Raw genomic sequence first — 16,950 nt, forward strand, 5'->3', positions numbered from 1 at the left:
TCACCAAGCTTCTAATTTTGGTTCCCTGCACCCAATATACGGAATAAACTCATTTTCTTGAACGCTTTCATTTGATATAGTAAAGGAAATTGTAAAAAAAATGAGGAAATTCTGATGAAGAACCCGCTTAGCTATTTTAAAAAGGAGAAACCGTACCAACTGCGAACACTCATCATCCTATTAGTATCGATAGTGGTCGTTAGTTCACTGCTTTTAACCGGCCTTCTCGTTGCTTATGATACAGCCCAGCGCAGCGAGCGGACACTTGAAGAGAAAGCACGGACCATCGCGGCCACCATCGGGCAGACTCCAGATGTCATTTACGGCCTGCGAAACGGGGATCAAGATGGTTCTGTACAAGCCTTTACAAAAGAGGTTCAAGACCTGACAGATGTACATTATATTGTCGTCATGGACATGAACAGTATCCGGCTTTCACACCCAAATGAAGAATTAATAGGTGAGAGATTTGTCGGCGGTGATGAGGACCGTGCCTTGCAAGGCGAATCCTATACGTCGGTTGCCGAAGGAACATTAGGAGAATCAATGCGTGCCTTCGTACCGGTCTATGACGGAGATGAACAAATCGGCGTTGTCTCTACCGGTATTTTGCAAAGCCAGATCCGCTCAACGATCATTGAAGGTCAAACAAGCATCATTTACGGCCTTATTCTCGGTTTATTAGCTGGATTGATCGGGGCCCTGTTTTTAGCCCAGAAGATTAAAAATGTCTTAAACGGACTTGAACCGAGTGAAATATCACAGCTGCTTAAAGAACGCGAGGCAATGCTCGCTTCTGTTCGGGAAGGGATTATTGCGATTGATGAAAAAGGGGTGATTGTGGTTGCAAACCGCGCCGCACTCAGCATGTTTGAACGTGCCGGGCTTAAGGGTAACCCTTTAGGACAGCATGTCGCATCCTACATGCCTAACTCACGCCTGCATGAAGTATTAGTCCATAAAGAGATGAAATTAGACCAAGCGGAAAAACTGAATAAGCTCGATATAGTCATTAATCATGTCCCTGTTAAAACGTCCGGCCGATTAGTCGGCGCTTTGGCTACCTTCCGTGATAAAACAGAACTGACAATGATGCTAGAGCAATTATCCGGTGCGAAAACATATGCTGAAACACTGCGCAGCCACACCCATGAATTTATGAATAAACTTCATGTTATCTCGGCGATGGTTTTTACCGAGTCTTATGATGAGCTGCAATCTTACATTCAAACGATCTCTGACTTCTATCAAAAAGATGTCGGCTGGATCTCAGACTACGTGAAGGATCCTGTCTTAGCAGGCTACCTTCTAAACAAATTAAGTTTCCTAGAAGAGCAAGGCGTCGAAGTTGATTTATGCGGTGAGATGCCGTGGCCTTCGATTAGACAAGCTGAGGTCCTTGATTCCTTAATTACCGTCATCGGCAACTCGCTCGATAACGCCTATGAAGCGATCAAAGAGCAAGATGTGCAGGAATTGTATATTGACGTTTCCTATTCCGAAGATGGTTACTTGGAATGGACCGTAGAAGATAACGGACCGGGGCTTGATGAAGACCATCCGAGAAATTGGCTGGAGAAAAAGCAAACGACAAAAAGCGGCGACCGCGGCTATGGCATGTATCTAATTAATGAAGCAATCCGCCGTACAAACGGAGAGCTTGAAATTGATTCACAGAAAGGAGAAGGAATGACGTTTAAGGCACGCATTCCCTACACCAATCATGATACGAGTACTCATTATTGAAGATGACCCGATGGTAGCTAAGTTTAATGCGATCTTCGTTGAAAGAATTCCAGAGTTTAAGCTTGTTGGCGTCGCGCGCGGCATCGAGGAAGGCTGGACCTATTTAAACGAAGAAGCTGTTGATTTAATTTTACTAGATGTATATATGACGAATGAGAACGGGCTGGATCTATTAATGGAACTGCGGCGCGAGAATCATCCGGTCGATGTGATCGTCGTCTCCTCCGCCAATGACCGCGGCTCGATTCAAACCGCCCTCCGTTTTGGTGCGGTGGACTATTTAATTAAGCCATTTGAATTTGATCGTTTTCAAGATGCGCTCTTGCGCTATAAGCAGACCTTTCAAGATATGAAAAAAGAAGCCATCCAGCAAGAAGAGGTTGATCGTTTATTTTTAACAAAAGGCAATTCAAATAAAGATGTCCCAAAAGCCGACCTCCCCTTGCCAAAAGGAATCACAAAAGAAACGTACATACGCGTGCTGCGGGAAATTAATAAGCATAGCGACTGGTTCTCAACCAATGATCTAGTAGAAGCAACCGGGATATCCCGAGTATCTTTGCGTAAGTACCTTCAATATTTAACAAACTCCGATATTCTCCTGTTCGATGTCGATTATCAGCGCACCGGGCGCCCGCTGCATCAATATAAGCTGACCAACCAAGGCTATGATTATATTGTGAGTGTGTTAAAGGAAGAGAAATAAACGGGAACTGCCGTGTTTGCGGCAGTTTTTTAGTTTGGTGCGTTGTTTTATGCGGGAGGACTGAGCACTCAGCAGGGGTTTTTTTAGCAAATTTGTTGTGTTTTTTAGCAAAGGCGTCATTTATTCTAGCAAACTAGGTGACTTTTCTAGCAAATCTTTCAATTATTTCAGCAAATACTAACAAATATTGGAACACACCTACTTAATCTCACTTTCTTTAGTTACAAAACCCTGCATAATAGTTTCTAAAACTGTACGATAAGACTCAAATGATTCAGAATATAAAGAAAGAAACCGCTTTCAAGAGAGGGAGGCTTTAAACATGAAAAATATGGTAGCGAATGTTTGGAACGGCCTATGGCACTCACACCGTCAAACGAAAAAACTACTCAATGTCTTTTCCTATCAAAAAGGATCAGCTGCAAAAGCTGCACATGCAAGCGCCACAAGCTCACGTGAAGGGCAGTCAATGCAGCCGGGTTATAATGATAACGAACCAAAAAAATCCTATTCAAAAGCACAAATGATCGGCCTGGTCCTAGGTCCGGCACTCTTTTTACTTACGATCTTATTCTTCTCTCCGGAAGGATTAAGCTTTGAAGCAAGAGCTGTTCTTGCAATAACGTTATGGGTAGCCACATGGTGGATCACCGAGGCGATTCCAATTCCGGCAACGTCGATCCTGCCGATATTCTTACTGCCAATTACCGGCGCACTTGATGGGGGGACCGTAACATCTGCATATGGCGACGATATCATTTTCTTATTCCTAGGTGGTTTCTTTATTGCCACGGCGATGGAAAAATGGAACCTCCACAAGCGTATGGCTCTAGCGATTATCGCTTTTATCGGAACAAGCACACAACGTATTTTACTTGGATTTATGATTGCAACAGCGTTTTTATCAATGTGGGTATCGAATACGGCAGCCGTTATGATGATGGTGCCGATGGGACTTGCTATCACGGCTCAGGTAGCAGCAGCTCTTAAAGGAAAGCCTGAAGAGCGCGACTTGCCGAAATTTGAAAAAGCGCTGATCTTTGGTGTAGGTTATGCCGGTACAATCGGTGGTCTTGGTACATTAATCGGGACGCCGCCAAATATTATTTTAGCAGCACAAGCACAGCAATTATTTGATGTTGAAATTTCATTTGCACGATGGATGTTGGTCGGGGTACCTGTTGTTATTCTTCTATTAGTCATTGCGTGGATGTACCTTGGACGCATGGCATTTAAGATGAGCATTAAAGGTCTTCCTGGAGGCAAAAACTTAATTCAAAACGAACGTACGAAGCTTGGAAAAACGTCATTTGAAGAAAAAGCAGTGGCTGCTGTCTTCACATTTGCCGCATTCATGTGGATCTCCCGCGAATTCATCTGGGTCGATCTTGTTCCTGAATTACGTGATGGTATGATTGCCGTATTAGCAGCTGTTATGCTGTTTGTCATTCCAACTTCACGTAAATTTGGTTCTCGTATTTTAGAATGGAAAGATTCTCGTGATATTCCTTGGGGCGTGCTTCTTCTATTCGGTGGCGGTCTTGCAATTGCTGCTGGATTTAGAGAAACGGGTTTATCTGATTGGATGGGTACGCAGCTGACAGTGCTTGACGGCTTACACCTAATCGTCATGATTGCTGCAACAGCGCTGTTCGTTCTATTCTTAACAGAGATCACATCAAACACAGCAACAGCGACAATGATCATTCCAGTTGTTGCGTCGCTTGCACTTGCGTTAAATATTCACCCATTTGCCCTTATGATTCCTTGTGCGATGGCTGCTAACTGTGCATTCATGCTTCCGGTTGGTACACCGCCAAATGCAATCATTTTCGGTACGGGTAAATTAAAAATCATCGAGATGGTACGAGTCGGGTTCTTAATTAACTTGATTGCTGCCTTCCTTATCGTCCTTGCCGTGTACTTCATGGTGCCGCTATTCTGGGGCATTGATCTAAATGTAGTACCAGCTGGATTCAGTTTATAAGTACAAAGAGGAAATCACCTTTTCTAGGCGATTTCCTCTTTTTTCATTTAGACATCCTTCCAACTTGGCACCCCTTGCATATCGTGGTGATTAAGAAGGAGGTCATCATATGTATCGAAATCAACGCAGTATCAATTGGGGGGTGGACTCGGCCGCAGCTGTCACACAAGAGCTGTATGAGTGCGTCACCTCCTCGTACGGACAGCCTGACTTTTGGGGCCGCTACCTAACCACGATTGAAAATGTAAGTGACGGTCTGACTCCTGAAGAGATACGCTTTATCCGCGATCAAGGGATAAAGATTATGCCGATCTACAATAATTTCAGTGAAGCAGTCGGCGAACGTGCCGGAGCAGTGGCCGCTCGAAATGCGATCTTCCAAGCAAGACGGCTCGGTATTTTAGAAGGCAGCTTCATTTTCGCTAATATTAAAAACTTCTTCAATGTGGATCCAGCATGGCTGATTGCTTGGTCCGAAGCGTTTTACACGAGTCCTTACCGTCCAGGCTTTTTCGGCGATCCGGTAGAAGGCGGTTTTAATGAAGCGTATTGTAATGCGTCTGAAGCAAGCGAGAGCATCCGCCAGCAAGCAGTCATCTTAAGCGCGGAGCCAGAGCCCGGCACAACGCCTAAAAACCGAATTCCGCGCTATAATCCAGCCAGACCGGATTGTGATGCCAATGTTTGGGCATGGCAATACGGCCGCGACTCAGAAAACTGTCCAATTGATACCGTCTTAATGGAAACAAGGCTATACGAGGCCCTAGGGTAGAGATTAACGCAATTAGGACCTAATAAGCGCATTTAATCACCCAACCAGCGCAGTCCAAGCTTAGACTCACGCATATCTGCCGGCAACCGACGCAATAGCACAAGCAATCCATCCAATAACCAGCCAGACAGACGCAATCTCCTCCCCCACCCCATACACAAAACAAAGGAGCACAGCTGGTGAGCTGCACTCCTTTTCACGTTATTTTAAGCTTCTGGCTCAATTAAGCCGTACTTACCGTCTTTACGACGGTAGACAACGCTTGTATCGCCATTTACTGCATTTGAGAAGACGAAGAAATTATGGCCTAACATATCCATTTGTAAAATCGCTTCTTCTGCATCCATCGGCTTTAAGTTAAAGCGCTTTTTACGAACCACTTCGATTTCATCATCATCCGGCTCGACTTCTTCCTGCTCAAGAGGCTCTAACTCATTCTTGAACATATATTTTAAGCTTCCTTCTTGACGGAACTTACGGTTTACCTTTGTTTTGTGCTTGCGGATTTGTCTTTCAAGCTTTTCAATCACATTATCAATAGCAGCATACATGTCGGTATGAGTTTCCTCACCACGTAGTAAGAGCTGCGGCATTGGGATTGTAATCTCAATAATATGCTGGTTATTTAACACCTGCATGCGTACATTGACATCCGCTACAGGGGTAGTGTCAAAATAACGCTCGAGCTTCCCAACCTTTTTCTCAACATAGTCGCGTAATGCTGGAGTTACTTCGATGTTTTCGCCACGAATATTATAATTCATAAAGAACTCCTCCTTTTCTATGTACTTAATATTCTACATACCCTTTATCTATTCCTTCTTAAACCTTTAAAAAGATTTAATAATGTGACAACATTCTACATAGCCGTTCATACGGTGTTCACATAACGCAAGTACCCCACCAATCCCATGGCGCAGAAACCTTTCTACGCAAGAACTTGCCACATCTATAACATTTCCAAAATTGATCCACACACACATACCAAAACTTCCCTCATTCGACAAACGTGATTGAAAACAATGGGATAAGCTATCTTGAAAAAGTAAAAACCCATCCCGAAACCGGAATGGGTTGAATCGTTATAGCTATAGTTCATTTCCTGCCCAGGAATGTGAATTAAAGCTTAACTACGTTTGCAGCTTGAGGTCCGCGAGCACCTTCAACAATTTCAAACTCAACGTCTTGACCTTCGTCTAGAGACTTGAATCCATCAGAATTGATAGCTGAGAAGTGTACGAATACGTCGTCTCCATCTTCACGCTCGATAAAACCGAAACCTTTTTCTGCATTAAACCATTTTACTTTTCCTTGCATGTTTTCACATTCCCTTCGTAACTTAATTCATGTGGAATAATTTCCACACTTTTACTATAGCAGCGTCAGATTCTGTTGTCAAACGGTTTCATCTTTAATTTACAGAAAAAATAGTAAATTTAGAAAATACAATACTAAAATAGTTGTAAACGTTTGCTTTTTTACGTTTCGTTTTACCTAAATCAGGGAATATTCCACTGTCTCTACTATGTCCTTCCTCTTATTCTTTTCATGAGCAGAAAGAATGATTTCCCTTCTTTTTACCAAATGATTATAAGAATGACCTATCATCAATTGGTACTCTCTGGTAAAATGGAACATGACATATGGAGCAACAACACAAAGGGGATGAACAAATGAAAAAAATGAAATGGCTAGGTGCTGGTATTGCTGCTGTGATGATCATGACAGGTTGTAATGAAAGCTCTACAACAGAAGTAGTTGAACCAGAAGAAGTAGAAGCGGCTGAACCTGCTGAGGGAGAGGAACCTGCTGAAGAGCCGGCAGCTGAAGAAGCAGAACCTGCTGAAGAAGAATTGAGTGAGGAGCTTACAGTAGAAGATGTTTTAGCTAAATCAATTGAAGCAATGAACGGTGTTGAAAGCTTCTCTACTGAGATGGAAGTCGATCAAGAAACGACACTAGGTGAGGAAGAGACCATTGCAACGAAAATGACAATGAAAATGGATGCAACACAAAATCCATTTGGCCTCTATCAAGAAACGTCTATGCAAGTTCCTGATTTTGATGAAGGTGACTTAATGGCGAAAGTATACTTTACGGAAGACGGCGCATATATGAATGACGGCATGGAAGATGTGTGGTTCAAGTATCCAGATGACTTCACACAAGATTTGCTTGCCCTTCAAGAAATGCAAATGCAGCCTGAAGAGCAGCTTGAGATCTTAAAAAGCTATTCTGAGAATTTAACAATGACAGAGGATGGCGATCACTACGTTATTACAGTGGAAGGATCTGACCAGACGATTGATCAAATGGCTGACCAGCTAAATATGATGTTTGGCGAAAACTTAGGCGAAGGTTTCGGTGAGTTAACATCAATGATGGACATTACGCAGCTAGATTACACGCTTCACATCAATAAAGAAACATTCTATCAAGAAGCAATCGATATGATGATGGAATTCTCAATGGAAGCTGAAGGCGAGAAGATCTCGATGATTCAGCATTCAACAGGAACATTCTCAAACTTCAACGAAATTGAAAACATTGAAGTCCCACAAGAAATCATTGATTCTGCAGAAGAATTAGACCTTGATTTCGGCGGCTTTGAAGACTTTGATGAGACAGAGTTTGAGCTAGAGGAAGAAGAAACAGAATAATAATTGTTTGGCAGCGTATCTTTATGCGCTGCTTTTTATTGCATAGAAAGCAAATTTTTTTGTATAATAGATCTAACAGAACAAAACGAAAAAAGCAGGGTGCGGCAAACACCCTGCAAACGCAACTACATGTCGCTAATGGAGCGACTGACCATCAGGTTATTGCATAGAAATAGCTCACCTTACTGGCAGGCAGGGTGGCTATTTCTTTTTGTTTAACTCCACGACGATCGTGATCACTAAGCCGAGTACTGAAACGAGCACAACAATCATTTGTGCCGATAAACTAAGCGCCTCGTATGTCGTAATAAGCATCACCCCCTTTCATAAAGGGAGTTCAGCCGCCACCTTGCTTATGCAGTTGCTCCTCTTAGTATACCAAGCATGCACCCCTCTTTTCACCACAAAAAAGCACAAGCTCCCAAATAAGGAACTTATGCTCATGTTCTAACACCTTCTATTCAATAAATACATATACCTGCTCGCCCTCGATCTCTACGTCATAGCGGTTCACACAGCCTTGATCCGGCGCCTGCACCTGTCCGTCACGAACGTTCACCTTCCAATCATGCAGCGGGCAAAAGACGTGTTCACCGCTGACAATTCCTTCTGAAAGTGGTCCTCCTTTATGGGGACATTTATTCTCGACGGCATGAACGGTGTGGTCTTCTTGTTTAAACAAAGCAAGCTCAATGCCTTCTACCTTTACTCGTTTTCCGATCCCGACTGAGAGCTCTTGAATTGTGGCTACCAATACCTTTCTTACGCTGTTTACTGTACTCATAGGTCTCCTCCTTAGGACATCGTCACATGCGTTTTTTGATATTCTTTTTGCTTCTCTTCATTTTCAACGATTTCTTTCCACGGATCTTTTCCAGTCGATAAAGCAATCTCCAAGCGCTCGATTAAAGCATTTCGCCCTTCAACATCTTCTAAGACAACCTGCTTCATATGATCAAGTCCGACTCGCTCCACAAAATGAGAGGTACGCTCGAGGTAGCGGGCGTGTTCGCGGTAATACTGCAGGAAGGCACTGATCGTAACAATGATCTCCTCTTTCGTTTTCACTTTACAGAACAAGTCGCCGCCGCGCAGGTCGACCCCGCCATTGCCGCCGACATAAAGCTCCCAAGCTCCTTCGACGCCGACAACACCAAAATCTTTGATCCCTGATTCGGCACAGTTTCTCGGACAAGCTGAGACAGCCATTTTCACTTTATGAGGGGTGTTGATGTATTCAAATTTCTTCTCAAGCTCTATGCCAAGACCAATGGAATCCTGCGTACCGAAACGACAGAACTGCTCGCCGACACAGGTTTTCACGGTACGAAGCGCTTTGGCATAAGCCGAACCGGATCTCATCCCTAGATCACTCCACACTTTCGGCAGGTCTTCTTTTTCTACGCCAAATAAGTCGATACGCTGTCCGCCAGTTACTTTCAGGAGAGGAACGCTGTACTTATCTGCCACATCAGCAATTTTGCGGAGCTGATCGGCATTCGTTACGCCGCCGTACATCCTCGGCACAACCGTAAATGTCCCATTATGATTGATGTTGGCATGAACCCGCTCATTAACAAAACGAGAAGACGGATCATCAGCATTTTTAATCGGATCAACCATTTGCAGATAGTAGTTGATCGCCGGACGACACTTCGAACAGCCTTCATCCGATTCCCAGCCAAGTACATTCATCACTTCTCGCGGGTGCGATAACCCAAGCTCGCGGATCTCAGCTACAACCTCCTCATGGGTGTATTCCGTACAGCCGCACATCGGTTCTTTCACATTTCCAACTTCTTCACCCGTCGTTAACTCCAATAAATCAGCAACCAATGGCTTACACCCTCCGCAGGATCGGCCGGCATTCGTACATTGCTTCACCTGCTCCACAGACTGCAAGCCAAGGTCGGTTATCGCCGTACAAATCTCTCCTTTTGAGACACCGTTACAGCCGCAGATCGTTTCTCCATCCGCCATCGCAACAACTGGACTCACTTTTGAATCCGAGGAAGATTCAGACGGCAGGATCGCCACTTTGCTCATTTGAGAAATGTCTTCTCCGCTCCTCATCATATTTAACAGCCGCGGGGAATCCCCGGTATCACCGAACAGGACGGCCCCGACTACTTTGTTGTCTTGAACGACGACCTTCTTATAAATGCCTTCAAACTCATCATGCACGCGAATGGCTTTTGTTTTTTCATTATCTTGAAACACCCCGGCTGAGAACACGTCGACTCCTGATACTTTTAACTGGGTATAAACAATCGACCCTTTATAGCCTGGTTCTGATGCAGCATCCGCGGAACAAAGATGGGCAGCAAGCACTTTGCCTTGTTCATAAAGAGGCGCAACCAAACCGTACGCAATCCCACGGTGCTCGGCACATTCCCCGACCGCATATACATTTTCAGCACTTGTCTGCATATAGTCATTAACGAGAATGGCACGTTCTGTCTTTAGGCCGCTTTTCTTCCCTAACTCAATATTCGGTTTGATCCCGACAGCCATGACGACTAGGTCGGTTTTAAGACTCGAGCCATCTGTAAACCGCACCTCTTCTACACGATCTCTGCCTATTATCTGCTCGGTATTTTTCTTTAAATGGAATCTCATCCCTTGTGCTTCTAACTCCTCTTTCAGCATATTCGAAGCAGGCTCATCGAGTTGTCTTTCCATTAGGAAATCTGCTATATGAATAACATCTACTTCCATATTTAAATTTAACAGCCCCCTTGCAGCTTCAAGTCCAAGTAACCCCCCGCCGATTACAACTGCTTTTTTATAGTTTTTTGAGGTCTCAATCATCGTTTCACAGTCTTTAATGTTACGAAACGCAATAACTCCTTCTTTATCCGCCCCCGGCAGCGGAAGCATAAATGGATTCGAACCTGTTGCCATAATCAACTTGTCATAGCTTTGGACAATCCCTTTCTCGCTGTAAACGACTTGCTTTTTCGTATCGACTTTCTTCACTGCATCTCCTGTATGCAGCGTGATTTGATTCTCTGCGTACCACTCATATGAATTTAGGACAATATCATCAACACTCGCATCCCCTTGCAGCACAGATGACAACATAATGCGGTTGTAGTTTGGATGAGGCTCTTCGCCAAAGACTATGATATCAAAGCGATCTGGATCGTTTTTCAACACTTCTTCAATCGTTCGAATTCCTGCCATCCCATTCCCAATCAGAACTAGTTTCTCTCGCATCAAGCTAAACCTCTCCTTTTTTAGGTTCTATATAGTTAGAAGCTAATTTTCTTATAAGGTATTAATCAGCTTCCTTTTGCCAAGGCGTCGTTGTCCAGTAAAGTTAAAGCGATCTCCTCTGATGTGCTTTCTTCCTCCAGCACGTGATCTGGCATGAGGTTAATTTCTGCAAGCCTCTTACTCGCTGCAGTCCCCCTGCATATCACCCGAAGCTTATCTGACCACTCAGCTGGACTTTGGCCTGTTAGTTTAAAAAAGGCAACGAGCTTCTGTGCTTTGTACTCGCTTGTGATCATAAGAGTATTTACATGCCCTTCTTCTAGCAAACGAGATAAGGCCGTTACTTCTCCGTTTGTCACGCGTTGTTCTGCAATCACCCACTTTGTTGCTTGGAGCGGAAAAGATTGATCCAGTTCGATCTCACTGCCAATCACAAGCGCCCTCTTCCACTCATGGGTACCCATCCACTCCTGTACGAGATGTCCTGCATTTCTCAAGGCTGTTTTTGTCACATCATCCTTTGCGTAAAAACAGGCGTTCAGTGTACGCAAGTCCATTTCACGTTCACCAACCTCCTTTAAAAATGCTTGAACAGCTTTAGGAGAATAGAAGACAATTTCCTCGTAATGCTCGATATCTTTAAATACTTCATTATCTAAACAGGTAGAATATTCAGTTAATTTTGGGTGTTCGTAAACATCTGCTCCTAATTTGCGCAGATGCTGTGCCTCTTCTTTCTCTTCTATTGTAGAAGTTGGCATCAAGATCCCTTTTCCATGAAGCATTCTGTTATCAAACCAATTTAACTTCGAACGCAGCTTGACCACTTCCCCAACTACAATAATCGCTGGATTTTGAATCTGGCCTTCTACGAGATTTGCAATAGTTGCTAATGTACCTGTAATTGTCTGTTGTCTGCTGTACGTTCCCCACTGACTGACCATTACAGGAGTATCAGCATATTTTCCATGACTAATTAACTCACTTGCAATTGTTCGAATATGTTTCACTCCCATATAAAAAACGATCGTACTCACACCTTCAGCAAGCGACTTCCACTCCACATCCGGCTTGCCATCACTCGTTTTCGTATGTCCGGTCACTACCGCAAAAGACCCGGAATGCTCCCTATGCGTAATCGGAACGCCTGCATACATGGTCGCTGCAATACCGGCTGTAATCCCTGGTATAATCTCATAGGGGACATGATTGTCGGCTAACAATTCGGCCTCTTCCCCAACTCTGCCAAACACAGCAGGATCTCCGCCTTTTAGACGAACAACCTTCTTTCCTTTCCGTGCATGAATTAACAGTTCTTTTTGAATATCCTCTTGACGAAGTGTGTGCTTGCACGGCTGTTTTCCGCAATAGATCAGCTTGGCACTCTCTTTCGTTTCCGTTAACAATACAGGGTTAACCAACCGATCATACACCACGACATCCGCTTCTCTTAACGCCCGAAGTCCCTTTAGTGTAAGTAAGTCCTTATCCCCCGGACCTGCTCCAACGAAATAAACGATTCCACTGTTCATGTCGACTAACCCCTTTCTCAATTTCCACTATAAAGGAAAATCTTATCGGATTGGTTAGATATGTTATGTTATCTGACATGGAAATTTGGTCGGACATGGTTAAAAGTTAGAGCGTGTAGGGATAAAAGACATAATTAAAGCGCACAGAAGAGTACCTGTACGCAAATGGTTACCAACCGACAATATCATATAAATACAGATTAAATCGAACCAGCAAATAGATCACTATAAAACTATTCGTCGCAATTAGGATCCTCTTACTCAGATAAATGTGATTCCTCTTACAACTTTTTACGATTCGATGAGCGAGATAGAAAAATAATAAGAAAAACAAAATAGGATAGCCGAAGCCATAATATACTTTTTCAATCAGGGTGATATCCCCTGGAGGACCATCAGCTGCTCTAAAGCGAGACATTTCAACCCATATAAAGAAAAACCTTTGAAAGCCATAGGCTGCTAACCCAAGAATGATTAGGTATGATAAATATACAATGAGCTTCTTCATAATCTCCTCTTTCCGATAGATTTGACTATATATTAACGTAAAAGAACCCAAAAAAGCACAGGACCATATTAGTTTCCTGTGCTCTAAATACCGCGTTTATCGAAAAATACACCATCTGTTGTTGGACCATCATATGGATTCTCGTATTTTCTATTCGTTTTTTTCTTTTTATTCATATGGTTTATATCGAACTTAACTTGATTTTTAAGAGCTTCTACTTTTTCTTCTATACTTCTATTCATTTCCATCAACCGGGCTGCAAGCTTTTTGTCTTCTGAACTTACTACATTAATTTCATTAGATTGAATGAGATTCCCTCGTTCATTTAAAAGGCTTTCTAACAGCGATATATAAGTATCTCCTTCGTCTCCTCCAGAAACAAAAGGGTTATTAAGATGGTTTATTAGTTCTTCGGACTTCTGAAATATTTCTAGCAGATCTTTACTCATGCTCATTTGCCTGTATGTCTGTGTTTGCGATCAATTTGCAATGCCTCTTTCCATGTATCTCGGAAATCTTTCACTAAGGCTTCTGCCTCAGTTAACTTCTCTACACTGTTTTCAGTATTTGCTTCCACAAGTCTTGATAGGATGAAGTCATACACTGCTAACATACTTTTACCCAATTCATTATCTGTCTTAAGTGTAACCATAAGCTCTCTAATAATATTTTGGGCCTTTACTAAGTTCTCATGTCGAAGTTGTACGTTATTAGCCTCTATTGCATTTCTGCTAAGGTTAATAAACTTAAGACAGCCGTTATACAGCATCAGTGTCAGTTCTCCTGGTGAAGATGTAACTGCCTTATTTTGTTGATATGCTTGCTGAGGATTATTAATAGCCATAATTTAAAACAGTCCCTTCCTTACATTCCGCCCATTAGTTGGCTCATAAGCGCATTTCCTTGGGCATTGGCTTGATTAACAGCCTGCTCCATACGAGTGAATTGCTGCCAATAACGTTGTTCAATTTGAGCCAATCGGCGTTGAAAATTATCAATTTGAGAGTCTACACTTATTAATTCGCGGCCTAGCGTAAATTGCTGATTGGTTCTGTTCTCATTACCAGCACGGCCAATAATTTGATTTATAGAGTCATTAATAGTTGATCTTAATCTGCCTACTAAGCCAGTTTGACTCTCAATCTCTCTTCGTTGCTCTGCAGTTCGGCTATTCTTTGGTACAGTTGTCAGCTCAGTACTCGCAACAGAATTTAACAATTGATGAACACTGTCTGGGTCATCTTGTAATGCTGCTCTTAATTTGGTTTCATCGATTTCTAATAATCCTCCATCCCGAAAATTACTAGTGGTCGTGATTCCAATTTGAGCAATCTGATTGAATTGACCAGAAGTAGCAACCGGCGTGTAGAGATCATTACGCATTTGTGTTAAGACTGAAGATAAAATGGGATCTCGTCTTAATAAGCCGCTCTTTGCTTTTTCATCCCACATTTCCGCTTCTCTTTCAGATAACTCTCTTCGCTGTTCATCTGTTAAAGGCGGGAAGTCTCGATATCTTGGCTCAGAAATGGCAATATTGATCTCTGATATAATTTCATTGTATGAATCAACAAATGCTTTTATTTTATCAAAGGCATCATCAGTATTCGATGAAACCGTAACTGATTGGAATTCGCCGCCAGTTGGTTCTTTTACATCAAACGTCATCCCGCCGATTGTAATTCGATTTGAACGAGAATTATCAACTGTTATCGTTTCCTCACCGAATACTGGGTTTTTAAATTGAACTACCGCATTCACACCAGATTGTTCGTTCCCTTGCTCAACTTTTAATACATTATTTAAGAAACCAGTATCTCCACCGAATATAATTTGTCTGTTTTCTCCATTAACTTCTTCACCATTAAATTCACCAGAATCTTTACGTTCTAAGACTACACGATCAAAAGCCGCATCATAATAGGCACGCACACCTACATCAGAGTCATTAATTTTTTTCATCATATCATTAAGAGATTTTGATGTATCAACCGTAATGGTCACTTCTTTAGCAACCCCGCTGCTATTATAGGTTTTAATGGTAAATTGATCACCATTATAACCAGCCACATCTCCAATAGCACCATTCTGCTCATTAAACTTTTTAGACGTACTAAACTTTTCAGAACCACTACTTATAGCATCTGTGCTAATATTTTTTGTTCGTGTCGCTACTTGATCCACTTTAAATTGATATGTTCCACTCTGAACACTAGCATTAGCTGTTACAGTGAACATTTGTTCATTAGAAGATTGAGCCACACGAGTGTTTAAAGAGGAACGCAATCGAATATTAGATGCCGACTCTTCTAATGTTCTTAACTTTAAATTCATATCACGATAAGCATCACGCTGCCATTCTACCGTTTGCTTGCGTTGAAAGAATCGATCTAAAGGCTGGCGCTCTACCTGCATTAACTGCTTAATAATCGAATCTGTATCAATTCCAGAGGCTAATCCACCTATCCTCATTTTTCTCTCACCTACTTATATTTTCTTATCTATAAACAACCCAATGGTTTCCTTCATCGTTGCATACATATCAAGTAATTTCTTAGGAGGAATTTCTTTAATGACTTCATTCGTCAATTCATCTACAATCGCCACATAGTATTCGTTTAGCTCTTCGTGTAAACTGAATTTCAAATGAGAGTTAGATACTTTTAGAAAGTCATTTAAGCCATCTATTTTTTGCTGAAGGTCATGGCTTTTTAAATTAGAGATCTTTTTCACATCAGCTACATGCCGATCTTCTTTTATTACTTCATTAGGTACTTCTTTTCTTACAGGTACGGAATTAGTTAACTTAATAGAAGGTTGGTTTGAAATCTCCATCAGCTATACTCCTTAAATGATATGTGGTGTACATCTATTACTAATTATATCGGTAGGGCACGGCTAACATTTAAGCACTGTTTTTAATACTTAGCTACAATCATAAGAAAAGAGACCTTAGTAAACTAAGGTCTCTCTCTTTCCACTTGAAATTAACGAAGTAATTGTAATACAGCTTGTGGCTGTTGGTTAGCTTGAGCAAGCATAGCTTGAGAAGCTTGGTTAAGAATGTTCGTACGAGTGAATTCCATCATTTCTTTAGCCATATCAACGTCACGAATACGAGATTCAGCAGCTTGTAGGTTTTCAGAAGCATTTTCTACATTTTTAATTGTATGCTCTAAACGATTTTGAAGAGCACCCATTGCTGAGCGGGACTTTGATACAGATGCTATTGCATCACTAATTGTATCAATGGCAGTTTGAGAGTTTGCAAAATCAGTGATGTCTAACCCACTAATATCAGTTGCATCTTCCCCTAAAGCTGTACTTAACTGAGCAGACCACTCTAAGGTAATAGTTTGTCCAGAATTGGCACCTACTTGAATTTCTGCAGTAAAGTCTGCTGCTAAAATATCTTGCTCATTAAATTGTGTTTCAGTACCAATTCTTTCGATTTCCTCAATAAGTTGTTGGAATTCGTCATTTAATGATTCTCTATCAATCTCTACATTAGTATCATTCGATGCTTGAACAGCTAATTCACGCATACGTTGTAAAATAGCATGTGTTTCATTTAGAGCACCTTCAGCTGTTTGAATTAAAGAAATACCATCTTGAGAGTTACGAGATGCTTGATCTAACCCACGGATCTGCCCACGCATTTTTTCAGATATTGCTAGACCAGCAGCGTCATCACCAGCACGGTTAATACGAAGACCTGAAGATAACTTTTCCATTGAGTTAGAGTTTTGGTTAACGTTGATACCCATTTGACGGTGTGCATTCATAGCACTAAGATTGTGATTAATAATCATTATAAATT

The 16,950-nt window shown here is 42.1% G+C and carries 16 protein-coding genes; 5 read left to right on the top strand and 11 right to left on the bottom strand.

Annotation, left to right across the window (positions count from 1 at the left end; all coding sequences use genetic code 11):
• The first annotated feature begins 114 nt into the window (after positions 1-114).
• The 4 genes from dcuS (at position 115) to PQ478_RS18905 (ending at position 5,211) form a co-directional block, all read left to right on the top strand.
• The gene (dcuS, locus tag PQ478_RS18890; RefSeq protein WP_289235165.1) at positions 115-1,746 is read left to right on the top strand and encodes a DcuS/MalK family sensor histidine kinase; all 1,632 of its coding nucleotides are present in this window, start codon (positions 115-117) and stop codon (positions 1,744-1,746) included.
• Between the two features lie 10 nt (positions 1,747-1,756).
• Entirely contained in the window at positions 1,757-2,452 is a 696-nt protein-coding gene (locus PQ478_RS18895) for a response regulator (RefSeq protein WP_289235166.1), read from the top strand.
• 322 nt (positions 2,453-2,774) lie between these two features.
• On the top strand, positions 2,775-4,439 hold the full coding sequence (locus PQ478_RS18900; RefSeq protein ID WP_289235167.1) for an SLC13 family permease: 1,665 nt from the start codon (positions 2,775-2,777) through the stop codon (positions 4,437-4,439).
• A gap of 109 nt (positions 4,440-4,548) precedes the next feature.
• Positions 4,549-5,211 carry a glycoside hydrolase domain-containing protein gene (locus tag PQ478_RS18905; protein ID WP_289235168.1) on the top strand — a complete coding sequence of 221 codons (663 nt, stop codon included), beginning with the start codon at positions 4,549-4,551 and terminating at the stop codon, positions 5,209-5,211.
• A 206-nt stretch (positions 5,212-5,417) separates the two neighbouring features.
• On the opposite strand, the gene hpf is transcribed toward PQ478_RS18905, so the two are convergent.
• A complete protein-coding gene (hpf, locus tag PQ478_RS18910; RefSeq protein WP_075684042.1) occupies positions 5,418-5,975 on the bottom strand; it encodes a ribosome hibernation-promoting factor, HPF/YfiA family in 558 nt (185 codons plus the stop codon).
• Between the two features lie 355 nt (positions 5,976-6,330).
• A complete protein-coding gene (cspD, locus tag PQ478_RS18915; RefSeq protein ID WP_034634086.1) occupies positions 6,331-6,528 on the bottom strand; it encodes a cold-shock protein CspD in 198 nt (65 codons plus the stop codon).
• A 356-nt stretch (positions 6,529-6,884) separates the two neighbouring features.
• Here cspD and PQ478_RS18920 point away from each other — a divergent pair, with 356 nt between their 5' ends.
• Positions 6,885-7,871 carry a DUF6612 family protein gene (locus PQ478_RS18920; protein ID WP_289235169.1) on the top strand — a complete coding sequence of 329 codons (987 nt, stop codon included), beginning with the start codon at positions 6,885-6,887 and terminating at the stop codon, positions 7,869-7,871.
• 457 nt (positions 7,872-8,328) lie between these two features.
• On the opposite strand, the gene nirD is transcribed toward PQ478_RS18920, so the two are convergent.
• From nirD to PQ478_RS18965, 9 genes are all read right to left on the bottom strand, one after another.
• Positions 8,329-8,655 carry a nitrite reductase small subunit NirD gene (gene nirD, locus PQ478_RS18925; RefSeq protein WP_022629129.1) on the bottom strand — a complete coding sequence of 109 codons (327 nt, stop codon included), beginning with the start codon at positions 8,653-8,655 and terminating at the stop codon, positions 8,329-8,331.
• 11 nt (positions 8,656-8,666) lie between these two features.
• Positions 8,667-11,090, bottom strand: a complete 2,424-nt coding sequence (gene nirB / locus PQ478_RS18930) for a nitrite reductase large subunit NirB (protein ID WP_289235170.1) — start codon at positions 11,088-11,090, stop codon at positions 8,667-8,669.
• 65 nt (positions 11,091-11,155) lie between these two features.
• Entirely contained in the window at positions 11,156-12,622 is a 1,467-nt protein-coding gene (cobA, locus tag PQ478_RS18935) for a uroporphyrinogen-III C-methyltransferase (RefSeq protein WP_289235171.1), read from the bottom strand.
• A gap of 169 nt (positions 12,623-12,791) precedes the next feature.
• Complete coding sequence (locus PQ478_RS18940; protein WP_289235172.1) at positions 12,792-13,130, bottom strand: hypothetical protein; 339 nt, start codon at positions 13,128-13,130, stop codon at positions 12,792-12,794.
• A gap of 83 nt (positions 13,131-13,213) precedes the next feature.
• On the bottom strand, positions 13,214-13,579 hold the full coding sequence (gene fliT / locus PQ478_RS18945; RefSeq protein ID WP_289235173.1) for a flagellar protein FliT: 366 nt from the start codon (positions 13,577-13,579) through the stop codon (positions 13,214-13,216).
• A 2-nt stretch (positions 13,580-13,581) separates the two neighbouring features.
• Positions 13,582-13,974: a flagellar export chaperone FliS gene (gene fliS, locus PQ478_RS18950; protein WP_289235174.1), complete on the bottom strand. Its 393-nt coding sequence runs from the start codon at positions 13,972-13,974 to the stop codon at positions 13,582-13,584.
• A 20-nt stretch (positions 13,975-13,994) separates the two neighbouring features.
• The gene (locus PQ478_RS18955) at positions 13,995-15,602 is read right to left on the bottom strand and encodes a flagellar hook-associated protein 2 (RefSeq protein WP_289235175.1); all 1,608 of its coding nucleotides are present in this window, start codon (positions 15,600-15,602) and stop codon (positions 13,995-13,997) included.
• Between the two features lie 15 nt (positions 15,603-15,617).
• Positions 15,618-15,965: a flagellar protein FlaG gene (flaG, locus tag PQ478_RS18960; RefSeq protein WP_289235176.1), complete on the bottom strand. Its 348-nt coding sequence runs from the start codon at positions 15,963-15,965 to the stop codon at positions 15,618-15,620.
• A gap of 152 nt (positions 15,966-16,117) precedes the next feature.
• Entirely contained in the window at positions 16,118-16,942 is an 825-nt protein-coding gene (locus tag PQ478_RS18965; RefSeq protein WP_289235177.1) for a flagellin N-terminal helical domain-containing protein, read from the bottom strand.
• Between the last annotated feature and the right edge of the window lie 8 nt (positions 16,943-16,950).

Origin of the sequence: Alkalihalophilus pseudofirmus, assembly GCF_029094545.1 — a bacterium.
Taxonomy (GTDB): domain Bacteria; phylum Bacillota; class Bacilli; order Bacillales; family Bacillaceae_D; genus Alkalihalophilus; species Alkalihalophilus pseudofirmus.

Excerpts from the sequence above, each read along its gene's own strand:
- dcuS (WP_289235165.1), top strand. The coding sequence starts at position 115 with ATGAAGAACCCGCTTAGCTATTTTAAAAAGGAGAAACCGTACCAACTG.
- PQ478_RS18895 (WP_289235166.1), top strand. The coding sequence starts at position 1,757 with ATGGTAGCTAAGTTTAATGCGATCTTCGTTGAAAGAATTCCAGAGTTT.
- PQ478_RS18900 (WP_289235167.1), top strand. The coding sequence starts at position 2,775 with ATGAAAAATATGGTAGCGAATGTTTGGAACGGCCTATGGCACTCACAC.
- PQ478_RS18905 (WP_289235168.1), top strand. The coding sequence starts at position 4,549 with ATGTATCGAAATCAACGCAGTATCAATTGGGGGGTGGACTCGGCCGCA.
- hpf (WP_075684042.1), bottom strand. The coding sequence starts at position 5,975 with ATGAATTATAATATTCGTGGCGAAAACATCGAAGTAACTCCAGCATTA.
- cspD (WP_034634086.1), bottom strand. The coding sequence starts at position 6,528 with ATGCAAGGAAAAGTAAAATGGTTTAATGCAGAAAAAGGTTTCGGTTTT.
- PQ478_RS18920 (WP_289235169.1), top strand. The coding sequence starts at position 6,885 with ATGAAAAAAATGAAATGGCTAGGTGCTGGTATTGCTGCTGTGATGATC.
- nirD (WP_022629129.1), bottom strand. The coding sequence starts at position 8,655 with ATGAGTACAGTAAACAGCGTAAGAAAGGTATTGGTAGCCACAATTCAA.
- nirB (WP_289235170.1), bottom strand. The coding sequence starts at position 11,090 with ATGCGAGAGAAACTAGTTCTGATTGGGAATGGGATGGCAGGAATTCGA.
- cobA (WP_289235171.1), bottom strand. The coding sequence starts at position 12,622 with ATGAACAGTGGAATCGTTTATTTCGTTGGAGCAGGTCCGGGGGATAAG.
- PQ478_RS18940 (WP_289235172.1), bottom strand. The coding sequence starts at position 13,130 with ATGAAGAAGCTCATTGTATATTTATCATACCTAATCATTCTTGGGTTA.
- fliT (WP_289235173.1), bottom strand. The coding sequence starts at position 13,579 with ATGAGTAAAGATCTGCTAGAAATATTTCAGAAGTCCGAAGAACTAATA.
- fliS (WP_289235174.1), bottom strand. The coding sequence starts at position 13,974 with ATGGCTATTAATAATCCTCAGCAAGCATATCAACAAAATAAGGCAGTT.
- PQ478_RS18955 (WP_289235175.1), bottom strand. The coding sequence starts at position 15,602 with ATGAGGATAGGTGGATTAGCCTCTGGAATTGATACAGATTCGATTATT.
- flaG (WP_289235176.1), bottom strand. The coding sequence starts at position 15,965 with ATGGAGATTTCAAACCAACCTTCTATTAAGTTAACTAATTCCGTACCT.
- PQ478_RS18965 (WP_289235177.1), bottom strand. The coding sequence starts at position 16,942 with ATGATTATTAATCACAATCTTAGTGCTATGAATGCACACCGTCAAATG.